Source organism: Pseudomonas sp. AN-B15 (genome assembly GCF_019056475.1).
GTDB classification, from domain to species: domain Bacteria; phylum Pseudomonadota; class Gammaproteobacteria; order Pseudomonadales; family Pseudomonadaceae; genus Aquipseudomonas; species Aquipseudomonas parakoreensis.
In genome coordinates, this window is sequence record NZ_CP049737.1 from 1,068,952 (window position 1) to 1,088,757 (window position 19,806).

Annotated in this window: 17 protein-coding genes and 1 pseudogene; 9 read left to right on the forward strand and 9 right to left on the reverse strand. The window is 61.5% G+C overall.

The window, feature by feature from the left end:
- Position 1 precedes the first annotated feature (1 nt).
- The 3 genes from GTQ41_RS04695 (at position 2) to GTQ41_RS04705 (ending at position 4,182) form a co-directional block, all read left to right on the forward strand.
- Positions 2-568, forward strand: coding sequence for an RNA polymerase sigma factor (locus tag GTQ41_RS04695; RefSeq protein ID WP_047291826.1), 567 nt, complete (start codon positions 2-4; stop codon positions 566-568).
- The gene (locus GTQ41_RS04700) at positions 565-1,554 is read left to right on the forward strand and encodes a FecR family protein (RefSeq protein WP_047291828.1); all 990 of its coding nucleotides are present in this window, start codon (positions 565-567) and stop codon (positions 1,552-1,554) included. The genes GTQ41_RS04695 and GTQ41_RS04700 overlap by 4 nt, the downstream gene beginning before the upstream one ends.
- A 198-nt stretch (positions 1,555-1,752) precedes the next feature.
- Entirely contained in the window at positions 1,753-4,182 is a 2,430-nt protein-coding gene (locus tag GTQ41_RS04705; RefSeq protein WP_217325423.1) for a TonB-dependent receptor, read from the forward strand.
- Between the two features lie 144 nt (positions 4,183-4,326).
- On the opposite strand, the gene GTQ41_RS04710 is transcribed toward GTQ41_RS04705, so the two are convergent.
- Positions 4,327-5,202, reverse strand: coding sequence for an AraC family transcriptional regulator (locus tag GTQ41_RS04710; protein WP_047291832.1), 876 nt, complete (start codon positions 5,200-5,202; stop codon positions 4,327-4,329).
- A 253-nt stretch (positions 5,203-5,455) separates the two neighbouring features.
- Between GTQ41_RS04710 and GTQ41_RS04715 the strand changes: the two genes are divergently transcribed.
- Positions 5,456-6,358, forward strand: a complete 903-nt coding sequence (locus GTQ41_RS04715; protein WP_047291834.1) for a DMT family transporter — start codon at positions 5,456-5,458, stop codon at positions 6,356-6,358.
- 26 nt (positions 6,359-6,384) lie between these two features.
- Here GTQ41_RS04715 and GTQ41_RS04720 read toward each other — a convergent pair whose 3' ends face one another.
- The 4 genes from GTQ41_RS04720 to GTQ41_RS04735 all read right to left on the reverse strand — a co-directional run bounded on the left by GTQ41_RS04720 (position 6,385) and on the right by GTQ41_RS04735 (position 10,349).
- Entirely contained in the window at positions 6,385-6,894 is a 510-nt protein-coding gene (locus GTQ41_RS04720) for a DUF2165 family protein (RefSeq protein ID WP_217325424.1), read from the reverse strand.
- Between the two features lie 148 nt (positions 6,895-7,042).
- Positions 7,043-8,017, reverse strand: a complete 975-nt coding sequence (locus tag GTQ41_RS04725) for a D-glycerate dehydrogenase (RefSeq protein ID WP_047291838.1) — start codon at positions 8,015-8,017, stop codon at positions 7,043-7,045.
- Positions 8,018-8,625: 608 nt separating this feature from the next.
- Entirely contained in the window at positions 8,626-9,000 is a 375-nt protein-coding gene (locus GTQ41_RS04730; RefSeq protein ID WP_047292646.1) for a DUF6124 family protein, read from the reverse strand.
- 380 nt (positions 9,001-9,380) lie between these two features.
- Positions 9,381-10,349, reverse strand: coding sequence for a LysR family transcriptional regulator (locus tag GTQ41_RS04735; protein ID WP_025112118.1), 969 nt, complete (start codon positions 10,347-10,349; stop codon positions 9,381-9,383).
- A 281-nt stretch (positions 10,350-10,630) separates the two neighbouring features.
- Here GTQ41_RS04735 and GTQ41_RS04740 point away from each other — a divergent pair, with 281 nt between their 5' ends.
- The 4 genes from GTQ41_RS04740 (at position 10,631) to GTQ41_RS04755 (ending at position 15,622) form a co-directional block, all read left to right on the forward strand.
- Positions 10,631-12,130, forward strand: a complete 1,500-nt coding sequence (locus GTQ41_RS04740) for an efflux transporter outer membrane subunit (protein ID WP_047292649.1) — start codon at positions 10,631-10,633, stop codon at positions 12,128-12,130.
- Positions 12,131-12,362: 232 nt separating this feature from the next.
- Entirely contained in the window at positions 12,363-14,555 is a 2,193-nt protein-coding gene (locus tag GTQ41_RS04745; protein WP_047292652.1) for an FUSC family protein, read from the forward strand.
- The gene (locus GTQ41_RS04750) at positions 14,545-14,745 is read left to right on the forward strand and encodes a DUF1656 domain-containing protein (protein WP_003221811.1); all 201 of its coding nucleotides are present in this window, start codon (positions 14,545-14,547) and stop codon (positions 14,743-14,745) included. The genes GTQ41_RS04745 and GTQ41_RS04750 overlap by 11 nt, the downstream gene beginning before the upstream one ends.
- A 10-nt stretch (positions 14,746-14,755) precedes the next feature.
- Complete coding sequence (locus GTQ41_RS04755) at positions 14,756-15,622, forward strand: HlyD family secretion protein (RefSeq protein ID WP_047292653.1); 867 nt, start codon at positions 14,756-14,758, stop codon at positions 15,620-15,622.
- Between the two features lie 134 nt (positions 15,623-15,756).
- Here GTQ41_RS04755 and GTQ41_RS04760 read toward each other — a convergent pair whose 3' ends face one another.
- Entirely contained in the window at positions 15,757-16,155 is a 399-nt protein-coding gene (locus GTQ41_RS04760) for a DUF4440 domain-containing protein (protein ID WP_047292655.1), read from the reverse strand.
- Between the two features lie 162 nt (positions 16,156-16,317).
- On the opposite strand from GTQ41_RS04760, the pseudogene GTQ41_RS04770 reads away from it, so the two are divergent.
- Positions 16,318-16,477, forward strand: a pseudogene (locus tag GTQ41_RS04770) (LysR substrate-binding domain-containing protein); the annotation flags it as partial.
- 111 nt (positions 16,478-16,588) lie between these two features.
- Here GTQ41_RS04770 and GTQ41_RS04775 read toward each other — a convergent pair.
- The 3 genes from GTQ41_RS04775 to GTQ41_RS04785 form a co-directional block, all read right to left on the reverse strand.
- A complete protein-coding gene (locus GTQ41_RS04775; RefSeq protein WP_217325425.1) occupies positions 16,589-17,413 on the reverse strand; it encodes an SDR family oxidoreductase in 825 nt (274 codons plus the stop codon).
- 35 nt (positions 17,414-17,448) lie between these two features.
- Complete coding sequence (locus GTQ41_RS04780) at positions 17,449-17,913, reverse strand: hypothetical protein (RefSeq protein ID WP_047292659.1); 465 nt, start codon at positions 17,911-17,913, stop codon at positions 17,449-17,451.
- Positions 17,914-18,147: 234 nt separating this feature from the next.
- On the reverse strand, positions 18,148-19,599 hold the full coding sequence (locus GTQ41_RS04785) for a mannose-1-phosphate guanylyltransferase/mannose-6-phosphate isomerase (RefSeq protein ID WP_041064843.1): 1,452 nt from the start codon (positions 19,597-19,599) through the stop codon (positions 18,148-18,150).
- Between the last annotated feature and the right edge of the window lie 207 nt (positions 19,600-19,806).

A 19,806-nucleotide genomic window follows, 5' to 3' on the forward strand; every position in this document is an offset into this window, starting at 1 on the left:
TATGCTGATCGGTCATCCGCCGGAGTCCCGCGACGACGAGCCCCATGGCGCGCGTGCGCATTTTCTTCAGGTGTTCCTCTCGCAGCGCTCGCAAATGGAAGCGCTGGTCAACCGGCGCGTCGGTTGCCGGGCCACGGCAGCGGATCTGGTGCAGGACCTGTTCCTGCGGTTCTGGCGCAGGCCGCTGGTGCAGGTCGAAGAACTCAGCACCTACCTGTTGCGTTGCGCCGGCAACATCGCCATTGATCATTTGCGCAGCGAAGGCACGCGGGTGCGGGTCAACGAGGGCTGGCAACCGGATGCGCCGGACAGCCACGGCTGCGAACCGCAAGCCGCGCTCGAAGCGGGCAATGACCTGCGCCATGTCGAAGCGGCGTTGCGCGCCTTGCCCGAGCGCACCCGGCAGATTTTTTTGCTCAATCGCATTCACGGTCGCAAGTACGCAGACATCGCCAAGGCGATGGGCCTGTCTCAAAGTGCCGTGGAAAAACATATGATGCGCGCCCTCGAGGCCTGCAAGGCCAGCCTGCGCGAACCCGCACCACGCCTGCCAGGGAAAGCACCGTGAAAGCCATCGACCGCATCATCCCTACACCCGCTCAGGAACAGGCCGCACTCGCCTGGCTGAGCCTGTTGCACGACCGCCCGAGCACTGGCGGTCAACTGACCTTCAGCCAGTGGCTGCGCGCCGACCCGGCCCACGCCGAGGCCTACGCCCAGGCGCAAGTCGTGTGGGAGTTGAGCGAAAGTCCGGCGCGCGCCCTGGCCGATGAGGACGCGTTTGCGTTGCAGGGCTACCTCAACGCAATGGAGCGTCCGCGTCGCTCGCCGCTGTTGCGCTGGTCGGGCGCGCTGGCAATGGCCGCGTGTCTGTTGCTGATGCTCAGCCTCGGCACGGGCTGGCAGCCGCAGCGTTGGATCGACGATCTGGGCGCCGATTACGTTTCGGCGCCGGGGGAAATCCGCACGGTGACCCTGGCCGACCAATCGCAAGTCACGTTGGACGCCGACAGCGCTATTGCCGTGGATTTCAGTCGAGGTGAGCGGCATGTGCAGTTGCGGCGTGGCGCTGGTTTTTTCAATGTGACGCACACCGGTGATCCCTTTGTGGTCGAAGCCGAGAAAGGCCAGGCGCGGGTCCTCGGTACGCAGTTCGAAGTGCGTCTGCAACCGCAGGGCGCGCAGGTCACGGTGTTGTCCGGGCGCGTTGGCGTGACGGCGGATCGCAATGCGCAACAGCAGATTCTGACCGCCGGCCAGCAAGTGGCTTACGGACAAGGCCGCGCAGAAAAACTGCACGCCGTGGACAGCGAAGCACAATTGGCCTGGCGGCAAGGCTGGCTGACGTACTACAAGGCGTCGCTGGCCGATGTGGTGCAGGATTTGCGGCGCTATTACCCAGGGCGGATTGTTGTGCTCAACGATGAGTTGGCTGCGCGCAAGGTCAGCGGCAGTTTTCCGAGCAAGGATCCGCAGGCGGTGTTGAGTTCGCTGCAAGGGGTGATGGGGTTTGAGCAGCATCAGGTGTTGGGGCATCTGATTATTCTGCGTTGAATCAACGTCAAAAGATCGCAGCCTGCGGCAGCTCCTACAGGGGATCGCGTAACCTGTAGGAGCTGCCGCAGGCTGCGATCTTTTGATCTCCAAAAAAATTTTCAAAATTGTGGTGAGGTAAACCACAGCCCCATCCGTGTAGTGACTGAAACTGCGATTCATTCGCATCCGTTGCGGTTCTACACAGGTCATTGAGCAATGAAGTCCAGGGCAAAATCGGGTTCGGTCAAACAGTGGTTAGGCGTTTCGGCATTGAGTTTTTCCGCATTGGCGCTGTTGCCGATGAGCGTTGCACTCGCCGCGGAAGCCGTCAGCAGCCCCGCGCAGAAGCAGTTCAATTTTTCCCTGAGCGCCAAACCGCTGCCCCAGGCCCTGAGCGATTTCAGCCGCGTCACCGGGCAGAGCGTGGTCTACACCGATGAGGCACCGTACGGCATCAACGCCCCGGCCGTCAGCGGCCAGATGAGCGCCGAACAAGCGCTGCAACGCCTGCTCAGCGGTTCGGGCATGACCTTCCGCCGCACCGACAGCCACACCCTGGCGCTGGAACCGCAGCCCACCGCCGGTGCGCTTAACCTCGGCGCCACCACCATCACCTCGACCCGCGACGAGTCGATGAGCTACCAGCCGCCGCAGACCAGTTCGGTGATGCGCTCCTCGGCTTCGCTGCAGGAGATTCCGCAGACCGTCAACGTGATTCCGGCCCAGGTCATCCGCGATCAGACCCCGCGCAATCTCGACGATGCGCTGGCCAACGTCAGCGGCATCACCCAGGGCAACACCTTGGGCAGCACTCAGGACTCGGTGATGACCCGCGGCTTTGGCGACAACCGCAACGGCTCGATCATGCGCGACGGCATGCCGATCGTGCAGGGCCGCGGGATGAACGCGACGGTCGATCGGGTCGAAGTGCTCAAGGGCCCGGCCTCGTTGCTCTACGGCATTCAGGACCCGGGCGGGGTGGTCAACCTGGTCAGCAAAAAGCCGGAATTGACCCAATACAACGCGCTGACCCTGCGCGGTTCGAGCTACGGCGACGGCAAGAATGGCAGCGGCGGCACCTTCGGCAGCACCGGGGCACTGGGTGAATCCGGGCTGGCCTACCGGTTGGTGCTGGACCATGAAGACGAAGATTACTGGCGCAACTACGGCACCCACCGCGAGACGCTGATCGCGCCTTCGCTGGCCTGGTTCGGCGAGCGTACCAAGCTGTCATTCGGCTATGAACACCGCGAGTTTCTCACCCCGTTCGACCGGGGCACGGTCATCGATCCGCGCACCAACCATCCGCTGGACATCTCGCGCAACGAGCGTCTGGACGAGCCGTTCAACGACATGGAAGGCCGCTCGGATCTGTACCATTTCGAGGCTGACCACGAACTCAACGACGACTGGAAAGCCCACTTCGGCTACAGCTGGAACCGCGAAACCTACGACGCCAGCCAGGTGCGCGTGACCGCCATCGATACCAAAAAAGGCACGCTGACCCGCAGCATGGACGGCACGCAAGGCGCGATCAGCACCGACCGCTTCACCACCGCCAGCCTTGAGGGCAAGGTCAACCTGCTGGGCATGCAACATGACCTGGTGTTCGGCGTCGACGACGAGTACCGCAAAATCTATCGCGCCGACCTGATCCGCCAGAAAAGCCTGAGCACCTTCAGCTACGTCAATCCGGTGTATGGCCGTGAAGTCGAAGGCACCACGGTCAGCCCGGCGGACAGCGCGCAGACCGATCTGCTGCGCAGCGATTCGGTGTTCCTGCAGGACTCGATCCATCTCAATGATCAGTGGATTCTGGTCGCCGGCGGGCGCTTCCAGGAGTACGACCAGTATGCCGGCAAAGGCGTGCCGTTCAAGGCCAACACCGACAGCAACGGGCAGAAGTTCGTACCGCGCGCCGGTCTGGTGTATCGCTACACCGACGAGTTGTCGTTCTACGGCAGCTACACCGAATCGTTCAAACCCAACTCGACCATCGCCCCGCTCAGCGGCAGCAGCACTGTGCTCGACGGCAGTATTGCGCCGGAAGAAGCCAAGTCGTGGGAATTGGGGGCGCGTCTGGATATGCCGGGGCGCATCACCGGCAACATTGCACTGTTCGACATCAAGAAACGTAACGTGCTGGTGGCCAACGCCGAAGGCCCGACCACGATCTACAGCGCCGCGGGCGAGGTGCGTTCCCGTGGTCTGGAACTGGACCTGACCGGCCAGTTGAGCGATCGCTGGAGCCTGATCGGCGCCTATGCCTACACCGATGCCGAGGTCACCGAAGACCCGGACTACAAAGGCAATCGCCTGCAGAACGTGGCGAAAAACAGCGGCTCATTGTCAGCGGTGTATGACTTCGGCAGCGTGATCGGTGGCGACCAACTGCGGGTCGGCGCCGGGGCGCGGTATGTCGGCGAGCGCGCGGGCAACGCGGTGAATGATTTCGACCTGCCGAGCTACACCGTGGCCGATGCATTCGCCACTTACGACACCCGACTCGAAGGGCAGAAGGTCAAGTTCCAGCTAAACGTGAAGAACCTGTTCGACCGCACGTACTACACCTCGGCGGCGAGCCGGTTCTTTGTGTCGATGGGTGATTCGCGGCAGATTTCGCTCTCCAGCACGCTGGAGTTCTGATCGGGGACCGCGTCATCGTTCATCGCCGGCAAGCCAGCTCCCACAGGTTCTCGGTCGGGACACAGACGTCTTGAACGGGCGGAGACATTGTGGGAGCTGGCTTGCCAGCGATAAGGCCCTGACAGATAGCGGAAACATTCGGCTCTAACGCAAAAACGCCTGCCGATATTCCCCCGGTGTCCCACCCAACACCTGGCGAAACCGGTTGGTGAAATGACTGGCACTGGCAAACCCGCACGCCAGCGCAATTTCCCCCAGCGGCAACGCCGTCCCGCGCAGCAACTCCCGCGCCCGGCTCATGCGTCGCGCCAGCACGTACTGATGCGGCGGCAAGCCGAAGCTCACGCGAAACATCCGCGCAAAGTGGTATTCCGACAACGCACACAGACCGGCCAGTTGCCCGAGGCTGATCGGTTCGGCCAATTGACTGTCGATGAACTCCACCAACTGCCGGCGCTGGTGGGGCGCCAGTCCGCCCTTGAGGCGCACACCCTGACGGGCGCCGACCTGGCTGAGCAGGGTGTGGCTGATCAATTCGTGAGCGAGGCTGCTGGTCAGCAAACGTTCGGCCGGCTCGTCCCAGTTCAGCGTGAGCAATTGCCGAAAGCGCTGTGCCTGTTGCGGATCTTCGAGAAACGTCTGCTCGCGCAACTGCATTTCTCGCGGCTCGCGATCGAGCAAGGTGACGCAGCCCAACGCAAATTGCTCAGCACTGAAATACAGGTGAGCGAGGCGAATGTCACCGTTGATCACCCAGCCGGATTGGTGATCGGCGGGCAGGATGCACAACTTGTCCGGCCCGCCCTTGTGCCCCGGTTGCCCGCGCCGAAAGGTGCCGGTGCCACCGGCGATGTAGCAGGACAGCGTGTGGTGGCTCGGCGCTTCGTATTCCTGGGCATCATGATGGTTGGTCCACAAAGCCGCAGACAAGCCGTCACCGAGCTCGGCGCTGTGCACAAGGCGTGCGTTCGGCGAGCGGTTGAGGGCTTGAAAGACTTGCAGGGTATCGATAGCGGCCATGTGCGGTTCTCTCCAACGCCTTGCATCCTACTCCGTAGCCTTGGCGCTGCCAGCCTGTCGGGCGACAAAAGCGCAAGAATCTGCAAGCGCCCCGATCGTTGCTGCCGCACCCTGAATCTCCATACAACACAACCCTGTGGTGAGGGAGCTTGCTCCCGTCGAGTGCGCAGCACTCATGAACGGGGCTGCTGCGCAGCCCGGCGCGAGCAAGCTCGCTCGCCACAGAGTGTCCGGTGTCCTCAGGAGTCTCGTCATGAACCTTTCGCTGTATCTGCTGACTGTGCTGATCTGGGGCACCACCTGGATTGCCCTGAAATGGCAATTGGGGGTGGTGGCGATTCCGGTGTCGATCGTCTATCGCTTCGGCCTCGCCGCGCTGGTGCTGTTCGTGCTGTTGCTGCTCAGTCGGCGCCTGCAACCGATGAATCGCCGTGGTCATTTGATCTGCGTGGCGCAGGGGTTGTGCCTGTTCTGTGTCAACTTCATGTGCTTTCTGACGGCCAGTCAGTGGATTCCCAGCGGTCTGGTGGCGGTGGTGTTTTCCACCGCCACCTTGTGGAACGCGCTCAATGCGCGGGTGTTCTTCGGTCAGCGCATTGCGCGCAATGTGCTGATGGGGGGCGCGCTCGGTTTGTTCGGGCTGGGGATGTTGTTCTGGCCGGAACTGTCCGGCCATCAAGCCAGTCCGCAGACCTTGCTCGGTCTGGCGTTGGCCCTGTGCGGCACGCTGTGTTTCTCGGCGGGCAACATGCTGTCGAGTCTGCAGCAGAAGGCCGGTCTGAAACCGTTGACCACCAATGCCTGGGGCATGGCCTACGGGGCGGCGATGTTGTCGGTGTGGTGCCTGGTCAAAGGCATTGCGTTCGACATGGACTGGTCGCCACGTTACGTCGGCGCGCTGTTGTATCTGGTGATCCCGGGTTCAGTGATCGGTTTCACCGCCTACCTGACGCTGGTCGGGCGCATGGGCCCGGAGCGCGCGGCCTATTGCACAGTGTTGTTCCCGGTGGTGGCGCTGAACGTTTCGGCGTTTGCCGAAGGCTACCAGTGGACGGCTCCGGCGCTGCTCGGCCTGGTGTTGGTCATGCTTGGCAACGTCTTGGTGTTTCGCAAACCTCGTGCCCTGGCTTTGCCCCGTCAGGGCAAGTTGGCTTGAGCCTGTCACTGTGCGAGCGCTGATGTTCAGCGCTCGACTTTTATCGCGATGTAAATCAGCAGCGGCAAGATAAAGTCGACAATATGCCGGGCCCAATCCTTGGCGTTCCAGATGTTTGAAGTGTCCATGTCGAACCATTCGACACCGACAACTTGAAAACATACGTAGTAGATGAAAACAGCTATTAAAAGGCCAATGATCGAAAACTTCTTGGCTTCATGAAATTCCTCGCTGGAGCCGTTGATGTTCTTGAGTAATTGATAGACACCCAACATGCAAAATGCGCTGAAAGTGACTTCCAGGGTAATGATCAGCCAGTAGATACGGTGGTGCAGCGTTGGCGAGGTGATGGCGCGGTAGCGCAGGTTGGGGTTGTGTTCGGTCGTGTCCATGCTCAGGACGTGCGCGACATATTCGTAGTTTGAACCGTAGTCGGTGAAATTGCTGAACATCATCAGCAAGCCAAAAAAACTGAAGTAACCCATCAGTATGACTTTGCTGTAGCGGATAATTTTATCCATGGTCAGAGCGTTCAAGTGTGTTCTCCATAACATTTGTCGAGGGTTCGATATGTCGGGAGAGTTTATAGCGGGGTCTATTGTTTTGGTGTCGGGTTGAATTGCAAAGTATGTGGGCGTGCATAACGTGTCGGGCAAGTGTCTTTTGGCACTTGCCCGATTTTGTTTAACCGCGCCAGACCTGCGGGTTTACCAGATCCCGTGGACGCTCGCCCATCAAGGCGCTGCGCAGGTTGGCCAGCGCGCGATTGGCCATGGCTTCGCGGGTTTCTCCGGTGGCCGAGCCGATGTGCGGCAATGTCACAGCATTTTTCAACTGGAACAGCGGGGACTCGGCCAGCGGTTCTTTTTCGTAGACGTCCAGACCGGCGCCACGGATGCGATTGTTCTGCAGCGCCTCGATCAGCGCCGGCTCGTCGACCACCGGACCACGGGAGATGTTGACCAGGATCGCGCCCGGCTTCATCAGGCCCAGTTCGCGATGGCTGATCAGGTGGCGGGTCTTGTCGCTGAGCGGCACCACCAGGCAGACGAAATCGGCTTCGGCGAGCAACTGGTCGAGGCTGCGAAAGTGTGCGCCGAGTTGTTGTTGCAGTTCGGGCTTGCGGCTGTTGCCGCTGTAGATAATCGGCATGTTGAAGCCGAAGTGGCCACGGCGGGCGATGGCAGCGCCGATGTTGCCCATGCCGACGATGCCCAGGGTCTTGCCGTGGACGTCGCAGCCGAACAATGGCGCGCCGACGCTGGCTTGCCACTGCCCGGCCTTGGTCCAGGCATCGAGTTCGGCGACGCGGCGGGCGCTGCTCATGATCAGGGCGAAGGCGAGGTCGGCGGTGCTTTCGGTGAGCACGTCCGGGGTGTTGGTGAGCATGATTCCGCGTTGATTGAAGTAGTCGAGGTCGTAGTTGTCGTAGCCGACGGAGACGCTGGAGACCACTTCGAGTTTTGTGGCGGTTTCGAGTTGGGCTTTGCCGAGTTTGCGGCCGACGCCGATCAGGCCGTGGGCGTGGGGCAGGGCTTCGTTGAACTGGGCGTTGATGTCACCGTTCTTCGGGTTGGGAACGATGACGTCGAATTCCTGTTGCAGGCGTTCGATCATGGGTGGGGTGATGCGGCTGAAGGCCAGGACTGTTTTTTTCATTGGGCTTGGGCTCGGCTGTCTTTATTACCAAGCACGCTAACATTTCTTTGTGGGGTTTGGCTTGTCTTGGCGGCCTCCGGGCCGACCATGCTCCTGGGGTTTTGGGTGTTTATCCGTTGCTTCGGGTGTTGCGGCTGGCGGTTTCGCCCTTACGGCGAGTCACTTTTGCAGACGCCCAAAAGTAACCAAAACGCTGGGCCCCGGCGTACGGCCCTCGCTCAGGCTCGGGTTCCTTCGTTGCGGGGTTTATCCGGGGGCATCGCCTCCGGTTTGCTTCGCTGCACCTCCTCTCGATGCCTTTGGCTGCGCCAAACGGTCGCTGCGCTCCCACCCCCGGATAAACCCCTCCACTCAGCCTGCCGAAGGGGCCGGCACGGCAAGATCAAGAGCTGCAGCCGAGCTAACGCTCATCCTGTTGAGTGGTGAAAAGCATGCGGTCTGCCTGAACTGCTTTGCTTTTCTGTAGGAGTGAGCTTGCTCGCGATGGCGGCCTGACAGCCGACCTGGATCTAACTGAATCCACTCAGTCCTTGTGGGAGCTGGCTTGCCAGCGATGGCGGCCTGACAGCCGACCAGCCTCTAACTGACTTGCCCGCTCCCACAATGGCTCAGCTGTGTGCTGCAGATTGGCTGATTTCCACGTTATCCAGCACCCGGTTCACCGCCAGTTCGGCGAGCATGATGATTTGCTGGATCGCCAGTATCGTTTGTCGCTGCGGGCTGTCGACGTAGGCCGCAATGTCGCTGGTCATGATGCTTGCCGAGGCCAGTGATTCGCAGGCGTGAACCAGCAGGCTTTCGTTGTCCATGTCGGGGGCGACCTGGAACATGCTGCTGGGTTTGTGGAATCTCACAGCGGCGGCGGAAGGTTTCAGGTAGTGGTCGAGGGCGCGTTCGGCGGCGTCGTGGAGCTTTTTTGAATCGAGGGATTCGTAGGGGGAGGTGCTTTCCGCTGGGGGCGGGTTGGGTGTGGGTTTGATCATGCTGGAACTCCATTCGGGATGTGGAGTTCGCCACGTACTGCGACCAAGCAATAGGGTGGCGAACCGTACGCAGGTTGGTCGACCAGGGAATGGAAACCCGGCAGGGCCAAGGCCCTCCCACGCACAGCTCGCCATTAAGCAAGCTTAAAAAGTGCGCCATTCTAAACCCGGACGACCAAGTCCGGTCGTTGATTCGTCAACGACCCCCTGAGCCTATCCACCCCACTTCCGAGCCACAACCGTCAAAACCTGTCGGAAAACTCCCTTCAAATCACCGCTTCTGTAGGAGCTGCCGTAGGCTGCGATCTTTTGATTGTTAAACATCAAAGGCAAAGATCGCAGCCTGCGGCAGTTCCTACAGGTTTGGCGGTTTGTTTAAGTCAGTTGGCGACACGGGCTCCGGCGAGGCTGCCACTCAACTCATAAGCCGCCAGTTCTGCCTGGTGCGCGGCAAGGATTTCCGGCAGTGACCCGCGCAGATACTCGACCCAGGTCTTGATCTTCGCGTCCAGGTATTGCCGGGACGGGTAGATCGCGTACAGGTTGAGTTCCTGCGAGCGGTAGTTGGGCATCATCCGCACCAGCGTGCCGTTGCGCAGGCCTTCGATGGCGGCGTAGACCGGCAGGACGCCGACGCCCATGCCGCTGATGATCGCGGCTTTCATGGCGTCGGCGGAGTTCACCAGGAACGGCGAGCTGTTGATGGTGACCATTTCCTGGCCGTCGGGGCCGTTGAAGGCCCATTTTTCCAGGGGGATCACCGGGCTGACGAGGCGCAGGCAGGCGTGGTTCAGCAGGTCGCTGGGTTTTTGCGCGCAGCCGTTGGCTTTCACGTAGGCCGGGGAGGCGCAGACGATGCTGTAGGTGATGCCCAGGCGTTGCGAGACGAAGCCCGAGTCCGGCAGTTCGCTGGCCAGCACGATGGACACGTCGTAGCCCTCGTCGAGCAGGTCCGGCACGCGGTTGGCCATGGTCAGGTCGAAGGTCACGTCCGGGTGGGTCTTGCGGTAGCGGGCGATGGCGTCGATCACGAAGTGCTGACCGATGCCGGTCATGGTGTGCACTTTCAGTTGGCCGGCGGGGCGCGCGTGGGCTTCGCTGGCCTCGGCTTCGGCTTCTTCGACATAGGCCAGGATCTGCTCGCAACGCAGCAGGTAGCGCTTGCCGGCCTCGGTCAGGGCGATGCGCCGGGTCGTGCGATTGAGCAGGCGGGTTTGCAGGTGGGCTTCCAGGTTGGAGACCGCGCGCGAGACGTTGGCCGTGGTGGTGTCGAGTTGCACGGCGGCGGCGGTGAAGCTGCCGGCTTCGGCCACACAACTGAAGGCGCGCATGTTTTGCAATGTGTCCATGGGGTGCTCTCAAGGGAGATGGCAAATTGTGACACGAAGTTTCAGGGGCTGAGACCCCCGACCAAGGGATTATCTCGTTAACGGTAACAAAGATTCACAGGAATCCCAGCTTATCGCCGAACAGGGCGTTCCCTAGAATTGCGCCGTTCCCTGTAGGAGCTGCCGAAGGCTGCGATCTTTTGATTCTGTTTTAAGGGAATCAGGATCAAAGATCGCAGCCTTCGGCAGCTCCTGCAGAAGGGAACACGTCCCGCCTTATCCTCTTTCAGGAATTCGCAGCTGTGCCGCGTCGCATCAACAGAGCGCTTTTGCCGCTCAGTGTTCTGGCTTTTACTTTGGGTCTTGGCGGCTGCATCGGTACCGGAGGAATTGCCCCGCAGGGCAAGGCACTGGAGGCCAATACCCTGGCCACCGACGACGCGATTGCCCACGCCGCCAAAGACGCCAATTGGCCCACCGCACAATGGTGGCAAGCCTACGGCGACCCGCAACTCAATCGCTGGATCGACCTCGCCGTGCAGGGCAGTCCGAGCATGGCCATGGCCGCGGCGCGGGTGCGTCAGGCCAAGGCGCTGGCCGGTGTCGCCGAAGCGGCCGAGTCGTTGCAGATCAATGGCGAGTCGACGCTCAAGCGCCACAACTGGCCGACCGACCAGTTCTACGGCCCGGGCGAGCTGGCCAACACCACCACCTGGGACAACAACGCCGCGCTGGGTTTCAGCTACGCCCTCGACCTCTGGGGGCGTGAAAGCAATGCCAGCGAACGCGCGGTGGATCTGGCGCACATGAGCGCCGCCGAAGCGCGGCTGGCGCAGCTGGAATTGCAGAAGAATATCGTGCGCGCCTACATCGAGCTGTCGCTGCACTATGCCCAGCGCGATATCGTCGCCGCGACCCTCAAGCAGCAACAGCAGATTCTGGATCTGGCGCAGAAGCGTCTGGATGGCGGGATCGGCACGCACTTCGAAGTCAGTCAGGCCGAAACACCGTTGCCGGAAACCCATCGGCAACTGGATGCGCTCGACGAAGCCATCGCCCTGAGCCGCAACCAGATCGCCGCGCTGGCCGGTAAGGGCCCGGGCGACGGCGCGCAGTTGCAGCGCCCGACTTTGGCCCTGGGTGCTGCGTTGAAACTGCCGTCGGCATTGCCCGCCGAGTTGCTCGGTCAACGCCCGGACGTGGTTGCCAGTCGCTGGCAAGTGGCAGCGCAGGCACGCGGGATCGACGTGGCGCACGCCGGGTTTTATCCCAACGTCGATCTGGTCGGCAGCCTCGGCTACATGGCCACCGGCGGCGGGGCGCTGGAGTTTTTGACTGGCAAGAAGCTCAACTACAACGTCGGCCCGGCGATCTCGTTGCCGATCTTCGACGGTGGACGTTTGCGCAGTGAGCTGGGCGAAGCGTCCGCCGGGTATGACATCGCCGTGGCGCATTACAACCAGACGCTGGTCAATGCGCTGAAGAACATCTCCGACCAGTTGATCCGCCGCGAGTCGATGGACAAGCAGCAAGCCTTCGCCGCCGAGTCGGTGGCCACCGCGCAGAAGACCTACGACATCGCGATGATCGCCTATCAGCGCGGCCTCACCGATTACCTCAACGTGCTCAATGCGCAGACCTTGCTGTTCAAGCAACAGCAAGTGCAGCAGCAAGTGCAGGCGGCGCGCTTGAGTGCGCATGCCGAGCTGGTGACGGCGTTGGGTGGCGGCCTCGGGGCGGGTAATGACGTGCCGACTGCCGAGCAAACAGCAGCCCCGAAAACCCCGACTCTGCTGCGGTGAACACACAACTCACTACACAAAACCTTTGTGGCGAGGGGATTCATCCCCGATGGGCTGCGGAGCAGCCCCAAAACCTGCAAACCGGTTCTGCTTGGCACACCGCATTGGCTTTTCTTGGGGCTGCTGCGCAACCCATCGGGGATAAATCCCCTCACCACAGAGTTTGTGTTCACCACAAAAATTGATGTTTGCCACAGATAACTCTTCAGTCCTCAATCATTGAGCAGATTTAATGACTCCCTTGCCCGCACCTCTACGCTGGCTTGCCTCCCTGGAATGGCGCCGTGGCTTCTTTGACTGGGCGCGCAGCGATGGCGTGACCTGGGTCTACATCTTCAAGGTATTGCTCGCCGCGTTCCTGACGCTGTGGCTGGCGATGCGCCTGGAGTTGCCGCAACCGCGTACGGCGATGATCACCGTGTTCATCGTCATGCAGCCGCAGAGCGGGCAGGTGTTCGCCAAGAGTTTCTATCGCTTTCTCGGCACTCTGGCCGGGTCGGCGATGATGGTCACGCTGATCGCGCTGTTCGCGCAGAACACCGAATTGTTCCTGGGCTCGCTGGCAATCTGGGTCGGCATTTGTTCGGCGGGTGCGGCGCGCTGCCGTAATTTTCGTGCCTACGGTTTTGTCCTCGCTGGCTACACCGCGGCGATGGTCGGACTGCCGGCGCTGGCGCATCCGGACGGTGCGTTCATGGCCGCTGTGTGGCGGGTGCTGGAAATCTCGTTGGGGATTCTCTGCTCGACCGTGATCAGCGCCGCGATCCTGCCGCAAACCGCCAGCGCAGCCATGCGCAACGCGCTGTATCAGCGCTTCGGTGTGTTCGCGCTGTTTGTCACCGATGGCCTGCGCGGGCGCAGCAAGGCCGAGTCGTTCGAAGCGAGCAACGTGCGCTTCATCGCCGAAGCCGTAGGCCTGGAAGGGCTGCGCAGCGTGACCGTGTTCGAAGACCCGCACATGCGTCGGCGCAACGGTCGCCTCAGTCGTTTGAACAGCGAGTTCATGGGCATCACCACACGCTTCAACGCCCTGCATCAGTTGCTCGAGCGCCTGCGCGGCAATGGCGAAGAACATGTGGTGGCCGCGATCAAACCGGGCCTGCAGGACCTGGCCGAAGTGCTCGACGGCTTCAGTGGCCGTGCCTTGACCAGCCCGGACGCGGCACGCTTGGCGACGGCGTTGGCGACTTACAAGGAAGGCCTGCCGACACGCGTGCGAACCTTGCGCGGCATTTTCCAGGAAACCGCTCCGAGTGAAGCCGAGCAACTGGACTTCCACACCGCCTACGAATTGCTCTATCGCTTCGTCGATGACTTGCACAGTTATGCACAGACCCACGCCTCGCTGGCCGATCACCGCCACGAGCGTGAGCGCTGGGACGAGCCGTTCACCCCGCAAACCAACTGGTGGGCCGCGGCGGCTTCGGGGATCCGCGCGTCGTTCATCCTGATTGTGCTGGGCAGCTATTGGGTGGCCACCGCGTGGCCGAGTGGCGCGACCATGACCTTGATTGCCGCCGCCACCGTGGGTTTGTCCGCCGCCACACCGAACCCGAAACGCATGGCGTTCCAGATGGCCTGCGGGACGTTCCTCGGGGCGCTGATCGGCTTCGTCGAGATGTTTTTCATCTTCCCGTGGATCGACGGTTTTCCGCTGTTGTGCGTGATGCTCGCGCCGGTGATCGTGCTCGGTTCGTTCCTCACGTCGCGGCCGCAATATGCCGGGGTCGGCCTGGGGTTGCTGATCTTCTTCAGCACAGGTTCCGTGCCGGACAACCTGACCGTCTACAACCCTTACACCTTCATCAACGACTACATCGCCATGGTCATGGGCATGCTGGTGTGCGCGGCGGCGGGGGCAATCATTCTGCCGCCGAACAGCCGCTGGTTGTGGAAGCGGCTGGAGCAGGACCTGCGCGGTCAGGTGGTCTACGCCATCAGCGGCAAACTCAAGGGGCTGGCGTCGAGTTTCGAGAGTCGCACCCGCGATCTGTTGCATCAGGCATACGGCCTCGCTGCCGGTCAGCCGAAGGTACAAAAAAACCTGCTGCGCTGGATGTTCGTGGTGCTCGAAGTCGGCCACGCGATCATCGAATTGCGCAAGGAACAGGCAATTCTCCCGGTGCACCCGGCGTATGCCGAATCGCAGCCGTGGCGCCAGGCCATTCGGGTGATGGGCCGGGCGCTGGTGCGGCTGTTTCTGCAACCGAACCCGAGCAATCTGGAGCGTGCACTGGTGGCGGTCGATCACGCGATCAGCCGGGTCGCCGCGACCGACGAGCCGTTCGCGCCGCACTTCGACACCTCCGCGCTGCGTCGGGTGAAGAGTTACCTGCACTTCATCCGCACCTCATTGCTCGACCCGCAATCACCACTCGCTGCCTACGCCATCGCCAAGCCAGAAGGACTTTTCCATGCCTCGTGAAATCGCCTTCCACGGCGTGTACATGCCGACCATGACCCTGATGTTCTTTGTCGCTGCGGCGCTGGCCTGGGCGCTCGACCGGTTCCTTTCGGGGTTCGATCTGTACCGTTTTTTCTGGCACCCGGCGCTGCTGCGCCTGAGTCTGTTTACCTGTCTGTTCGGCGCCATGGCGCTGACTGTCTACCGTTGAGAACGTTCTGATGAAAAAGTTTTTCAGCCTGCTCGCGACCCTGCTGGTGCTGGCCCTGGCACTGTGGATTGGCCGGACCCTGTGGGAGCACTACATGAACACCCCGTGGACCCGCGACGGCCGGGTGCGGGCGGACATCATCAACGTTGCGGCTGACGTCACCGGTGAAGTCATCGATGTGCCGGTGCGCGACAACCAGTTGGTGAAGAAGGGCGACCTGTTGATGCAGATCGACCCCGAGCACTACCGCATCGCGGTCAAGCAGGCGCAGTCGCTGGTCGCTTCGCGCAAGTCGACGTGGGAGATGCGCAAAGTCAACGCACATCGCCGCGCCGATCTCGACAACCTGGTGATCTCCAAGGAAAACCGCGACGACGCCAGCAACATCGCCGACGCCGCGCTGGCCGATTACCAACACGCGCAAGCGCAACTGGAAGCCGCCGAACTTAACCTCAAACGCACCGAAGTGCGCGCGGCGGTGGACGGTTACGTGACCAACCTCAACGTGCATCGCGGCGACTACGCGCGCATTGGCGAAGCGAAAATGGCCGTGGTCGACATGAACTCGTTCTGGGTCTACGGCTTCTTCGAAGAGACCAAACTGCCGCATGTGCGCGTGGGTGACAAAGCCGACATGCAACTGATGAGCGGCGAAGTGTTGAAGGGCCACGTGGAAAGCATTTCCCGCGGCATCTACGACCGCGACAACCCGGAAAGCCGCGAGCTGATCGCCGACGTGAACCCGACGTTCAACTGGGTGCGCCTGGCACAGCGGGTACCGGTGCGCATTCACATCGATGAAGTGCCGGAGGGGGTGTTGCTGGCGGCGGGGATCACTTGCACGGTGGTGGTGAAGCAAGAGTCGGTGGACAACTGACAGACCGCGTCGCTGCCATCGCGGGCAAGCCACGCTCCCACAGATGTTGTGGCGTGCGCAAATTCTTTGAACGCCGTGATATCTGTGGGAGCGTGGCTTGCCCGCGATTGGGGCGACGCGGTTTCTCAGGAAATCTATTCGCTGCAAAACGTCTCCTGCAAATGCCGCCACAGCACCCGCCCGTCTTCGCTCTTTTCAAACACCACTGTCGACCGGCGATCAGTGTGCAACCCGCTCGCATCGCTCTGCTGCTCGCGATAACTCAGCGTTGCGCCATGCGCATGCAGGGCAATCCCGCGCAGCTCACTGAGCTCGATCCGGAACCCGGGCTTCTTCCCGCCTGCTGACTGAAACAGCCCGCGCAAGGCTTCGATATCCAGCGCCCGACCCAGCGGCGTGACCATGGAAAAATCCGCCGAGAACCGGCTCAGCAAGCGCGCAAGTTCCGCCGAATTTTGCTCCACGGCAAACCAGCGTTCGATGACCAGGTGGGCCTGGATCACTTCATCAAAATATTCGTTGTAGTCAATCATGTGGGTTTTTCCTGAAGGGAAGGTGGGCTCAGTAGGGCGAGCACTTTGGAGGCGTCGAAACGCAGCGCGGCGACCATCGGCAACAGCTTCAGCAGAGCGGCGGCGAGAAAGCAGTAAGCGGAAATCATTGCCGCCCAATGCGCCCAACAGCGAACTGAGCAGCAGTGGCTGATTCAGGATGATCTGGAAGCGGGGCGATTGGTGCGGTTGCTGGCCGATTACCGTTTTGCTCAGCAGGGGGGTGTATGCGCTGTACCCGGATACCCGGCATTTGCCGCTGAAGGTGCGGGCGTTCATTGATTTCATGAAGGGCTGGGGCTGAGTGTTGGCTGATCTGGCCCCTTCGCGAGCAGGCTCGCTCCCACAGGGGATCTTCGATGTGTCACAGATCCAGTGTGGGAGCGAGCCTGCTCGCGAAAGCGTCAACCCGGTCTCAGAGCTTCCCACGCAACCCGAACCGCCGCATCAACGTCGACTCCAGCAACCCCTTGGGCAACACCGTCGCCAGCAACGGCAACGCGCGGCTGCCATTACCGATACGAATCAAGCGTGGCGGCTTGTCCCGCTGCACAGCCTTGAGCAACTCAGCCGCAAACTCACTGGCTGGCGTCGGCTTGTCCTGCGAGGCCTTGGCCCGTGCGCGGATCCCCTCACGCAAGGGAAACCACGGCGATTGCTCGTTGATCAGTTGCTCGGCTTCGTGCCCTGCATTCTTGGCGAAGCTCGACTGAATCGCCCCGGGCTGGACCTCCATCACGCGAATGCCGAACGGCGCCAGCTCCATGCGCAGTGCATCGCTCAACGCATGCACCGCCGCTTTCGAGGCGCAATACGCGCCAGCGAACGGCGTCACCAGCACGCCTGAGACACTGCCGATGTTCACCACCAGCCCCTTGGCCCGACGCAGTACCGGAAACAGTGCGCGGGTAACGCCGACCATCGAAAACACATTGGTTTCGAACTGGCGCTGCATGGCCGGCACGCCGCCGTCGAGCAGCGGCCCCATCGCGCCATAACCGGCGTTGTTGATCAGCACATCGAGGCCGCCGTGTTGCTGGTTGAGGCGTTCGGCGAGCTGTTCCAGCGCCACGCTGTCATTGACGTCCAGCGCGATGGCGGTGAACCCGGCAGCGGCGAGGGCCGCGACATCTTCGGTTTTGCGCGCAGTGGCCCAGACTTCGTAGCCGGCGGCTTTGAATGCATCGGCGAGGGCGCGGCCAATGCCGCTGGAGCAACCGGTAATCAACGCAACGGGCATGGCGCATTCCTTGTGCAAAAAGGTGGGGAGGGGGATCAGTCGGAGAAACTGCCCTGCAAACGCTCTGCGCGAAACTCCAGGGTTTGCGGACGGTAACCGGGGCGCAGCGGTGGCATCGGCAGGCAGTCTTCCCAGTTACCGCCGGCCTGCAGTTCGCCGGGGCCGCGATAGCGTGGGGCGGAGTATTGGTTGTCGGCCAGATTGACCGTGTCGCCGGGCGCGTAGGCTGCGATGCGCCAGCGTAATTCGGTCAGCGGCACGTCGTTGCCGTTTTTCATTTTCAGTTGCAGCGGACGATCCGCCGGGCATTGTTCGGGCGCATAGACAATGCGCATCTCAAGGCGTGCCAGTTGCTTGAGCTCGCGGTTGTCCAGCCACACCACCCAGACCGCGACCAATCCCAGACCTACGGCGGCCGCGACCGACACCGGCACGGCCTTGGCCGGATAACGCAGCAAGAGGATCAGCCAGGTAATGACCAGCAAGACGCCGATGAACATGTCGCACAACCTCGCAGGGATAGACGGGCATCCTACCTAAGCGTAGGTGAGGTTGGCGATGGGCAGGGTAAAGTCAAAAGATCGCAGCCTGCGGCAGCTCCTACGGTTTGAACGCGTTTTCCCTGTAGGAGCTGCCGCAGGCTGCGATCTTTTGCTTCTAAAAAAAGCCCCCGCCCAACCCACTGCGGATAGGGGACGCAGCGGGCTGGACGGGGGCTTCTTATTGCCGGGAGATCACTGCGCGATGGTTTTCACCGACACGCCGCGTTCGATCGGGGTGGAGCGACCGTAGATGTCTTCGAAGCGCTCGATATCGTCTTCACCCAGGTACGAACCCGACTGCACTTCGATGATTTCCAGCGGGATCTTGCCCGGGTTGCGCAGGCGGTGCACCGAGGCGATCGGGATGTAGGTCGACTGGTTCTCGCAGAGCAGGAACACGTTGTCATCGCAGGTCACTTCGGCGGTGCCGCTGACCACGATCCAGTGTTCGGCGCGGTGGTGGTGCATTTGCAGCGACAGGCACGCGCCCGGCTTCACCGAGATGTGCTTGACCTGGAAACGGCCGCCCATGTCCACCGAGTCGTAGGAACCCCACGGACGGTAGACCTCGCAGTGGTTCTGGGTTTCGCTGCGGCCCTGCTCGTTGAGGGTGTTGACCATCTGCTTGACGCCCTGAACCTTGTCTTTGTGGGCGATCATCATCGCGTCCTTGGTTTCGACCACGACGATGTTTTCCAGGCCGATCACCGACACCAGTTTGCCGTTGCCGTGGATCATGCAGTTCTTGCTGTCCTGGATCACCACGTCGCCTTTGCTGACGTTGCCGTTGGCATCCTTCTCGTTGACTTCCCACAGCGACGACCAGCAACCGACATCGCTCCAGCCGGCGGTCAGCGGCACCACGCAGGCGCGCTGGGTTTTTTCCATCACCGAGTAGTCGATGGAGTTGTCCGGGCAGCAAGCGAAGGTGGCTTCGTCGAAGGTGATGGTGTCGGCGTCCTGCTGGCTGCGCTCAAGGGTCAGCAGGCAGGTGTCGTAGATGTCCGGATCGTGCTTTTTCAGCTCTTCGAGGAAGCGGCTGGCGCGGAACAGGAACATGCCGCTGTTCCAGTAGTAGCCGCCGGACTCGACGTATTCGGTGGCGCGTTTGACGTCGGGTTTTTCAACGAAGTGCGAAACGCGGCTGACGCCTTCTGGCAGCAGCGAGTCGCCGGTGGATTTGATGTAGCCGTAGCCGGTTTCCGGTTTGGTCGCCGGCACGCCGAACAGCACCATCTCGCCGTTTTCGGCGGCGACGGTGGCCAGGGCGAGGGCGCGTTGCAGGGCTTTCTGGTCTTCCAGCACGTGGTCGGCCGGCAGCACCAGCATCAGTTCGTCACGCCCTTCGTTGACCAGCATCATCGCAGTCAGCGCTACCGCTGGTGCGGTGTTGCGGCCGAACGGCTCCATGAGGATGCGCTGGCATTCGAGGTTACGGTTGGCCAACTGTTCGTTGACGATGAAACGGTGATCCTTGTTGCAGACCACGATCGGCGTGTCCATGCCTTCGAACACCAGGCGCTCCAGCGTTTGCTGGAACAGCGTGTGTTCACCGGTCAGGGCCAGGAATTGTTTAGGGAATTGCTTACGCGAAAGCGGCCAAAGACGTGAACCGCTACCACCTGACAAGATCACCGGAATCATGTTGTTTACTCCATAAAAATCGATTGGTTAGAGGCACGAACGTTGTGTCGTTTCACTCTTGTTTTTGTCTCGTATCCGAACTCTTGCCTCGGTCCCTGTGGGAGCCTGGCTTGCCAGCGATGGCATCACCTCGGTGTATCTGCAGAACCGAGGTGTCTGCATCGCTGGCAAGCCAGCTCCCACAGGAGGCCGGGTCAGTTCATGAAA

Bases quoted from the DNA above. Each gene is read 5' to 3' on its own strand.
- GTQ41_RS04695 (WP_047291826.1), top strand. From the start codon at position 2: ATGCTGATCGGTCATCCGCCGGAGTCCCGCGACGACGAGCCCCATGGC.
- GTQ41_RS04705 (WP_217325423.1), top strand. From the start codon at position 1,753: ATGAAGTCCAGGGCAAAATCGGGTTCGGTCAAACAGTGGTTAGGCGTT.
- GTQ41_RS04710 (WP_047291832.1), bottom strand. From the start codon at position 5,202: ATGGCCGCTATCGATACCCTGCAAGTCTTTCAAGCCCTCAACCGCTCG.
- GTQ41_RS04715 (WP_047291834.1), top strand. From the start codon at position 5,456: ATGAACCTTTCGCTGTATCTGCTGACTGTGCTGATCTGGGGCACCACC.
- GTQ41_RS04725 (WP_047291838.1), bottom strand. From the start codon at position 8,017: ATGAAAAAAACAGTCCTGGCCTTCAGCCGCATCACCCCACCCATGATC.
- GTQ41_RS04730 (WP_047292646.1), bottom strand. From the start codon at position 9,000: ATGATCAAACCCACACCCAACCCGCCCCCAGCGGAAAGCACCTCCCCC.
- GTQ41_RS04735 (WP_025112118.1), bottom strand. From the start codon at position 10,349: ATGGACACATTGCAAAACATGCGCGCCTTCAGTTGTGTGGCCGAAGCC.
- GTQ41_RS04745 (WP_047292652.1), top strand. From the start codon at position 12,363: ATGACTCCCTTGCCCGCACCTCTACGCTGGCTTGCCTCCCTGGAATGG.
- GTQ41_RS04750 (WP_003221811.1), top strand. From the start codon at position 14,545: ATGCCTCGTGAAATCGCCTTCCACGGCGTGTACATGCCGACCATGACC.
- GTQ41_RS04755 (WP_047292653.1), top strand. From the start codon at position 14,756: ATGAAAAAGTTTTTCAGCCTGCTCGCGACCCTGCTGGTGCTGGCCCTG.
- GTQ41_RS04760 (WP_047292655.1), bottom strand. From the start codon at position 16,155: ATGATTGACTACAACGAATATTTTGATGAAGTGATCCAGGCCCACCTG.
- GTQ41_RS04775 (WP_217325425.1), bottom strand. From the start codon at position 17,413: ATGCCCGTTGCGTTGATTACCGGTTGCTCCAGCGGCATTGGCCGCGCC.
- GTQ41_RS04780 (WP_047292659.1), bottom strand. From the start codon at position 17,913: ATGTTCATCGGCGTCTTGCTGGTCATTACCTGGCTGATCCTCTTGCTG.
- GTQ41_RS04785 (WP_041064843.1), bottom strand. From the start codon at position 19,599: ATGATTCCGGTGATCTTGTCAGGTGGTAGCGGTTCACGTCTTTGGCCG.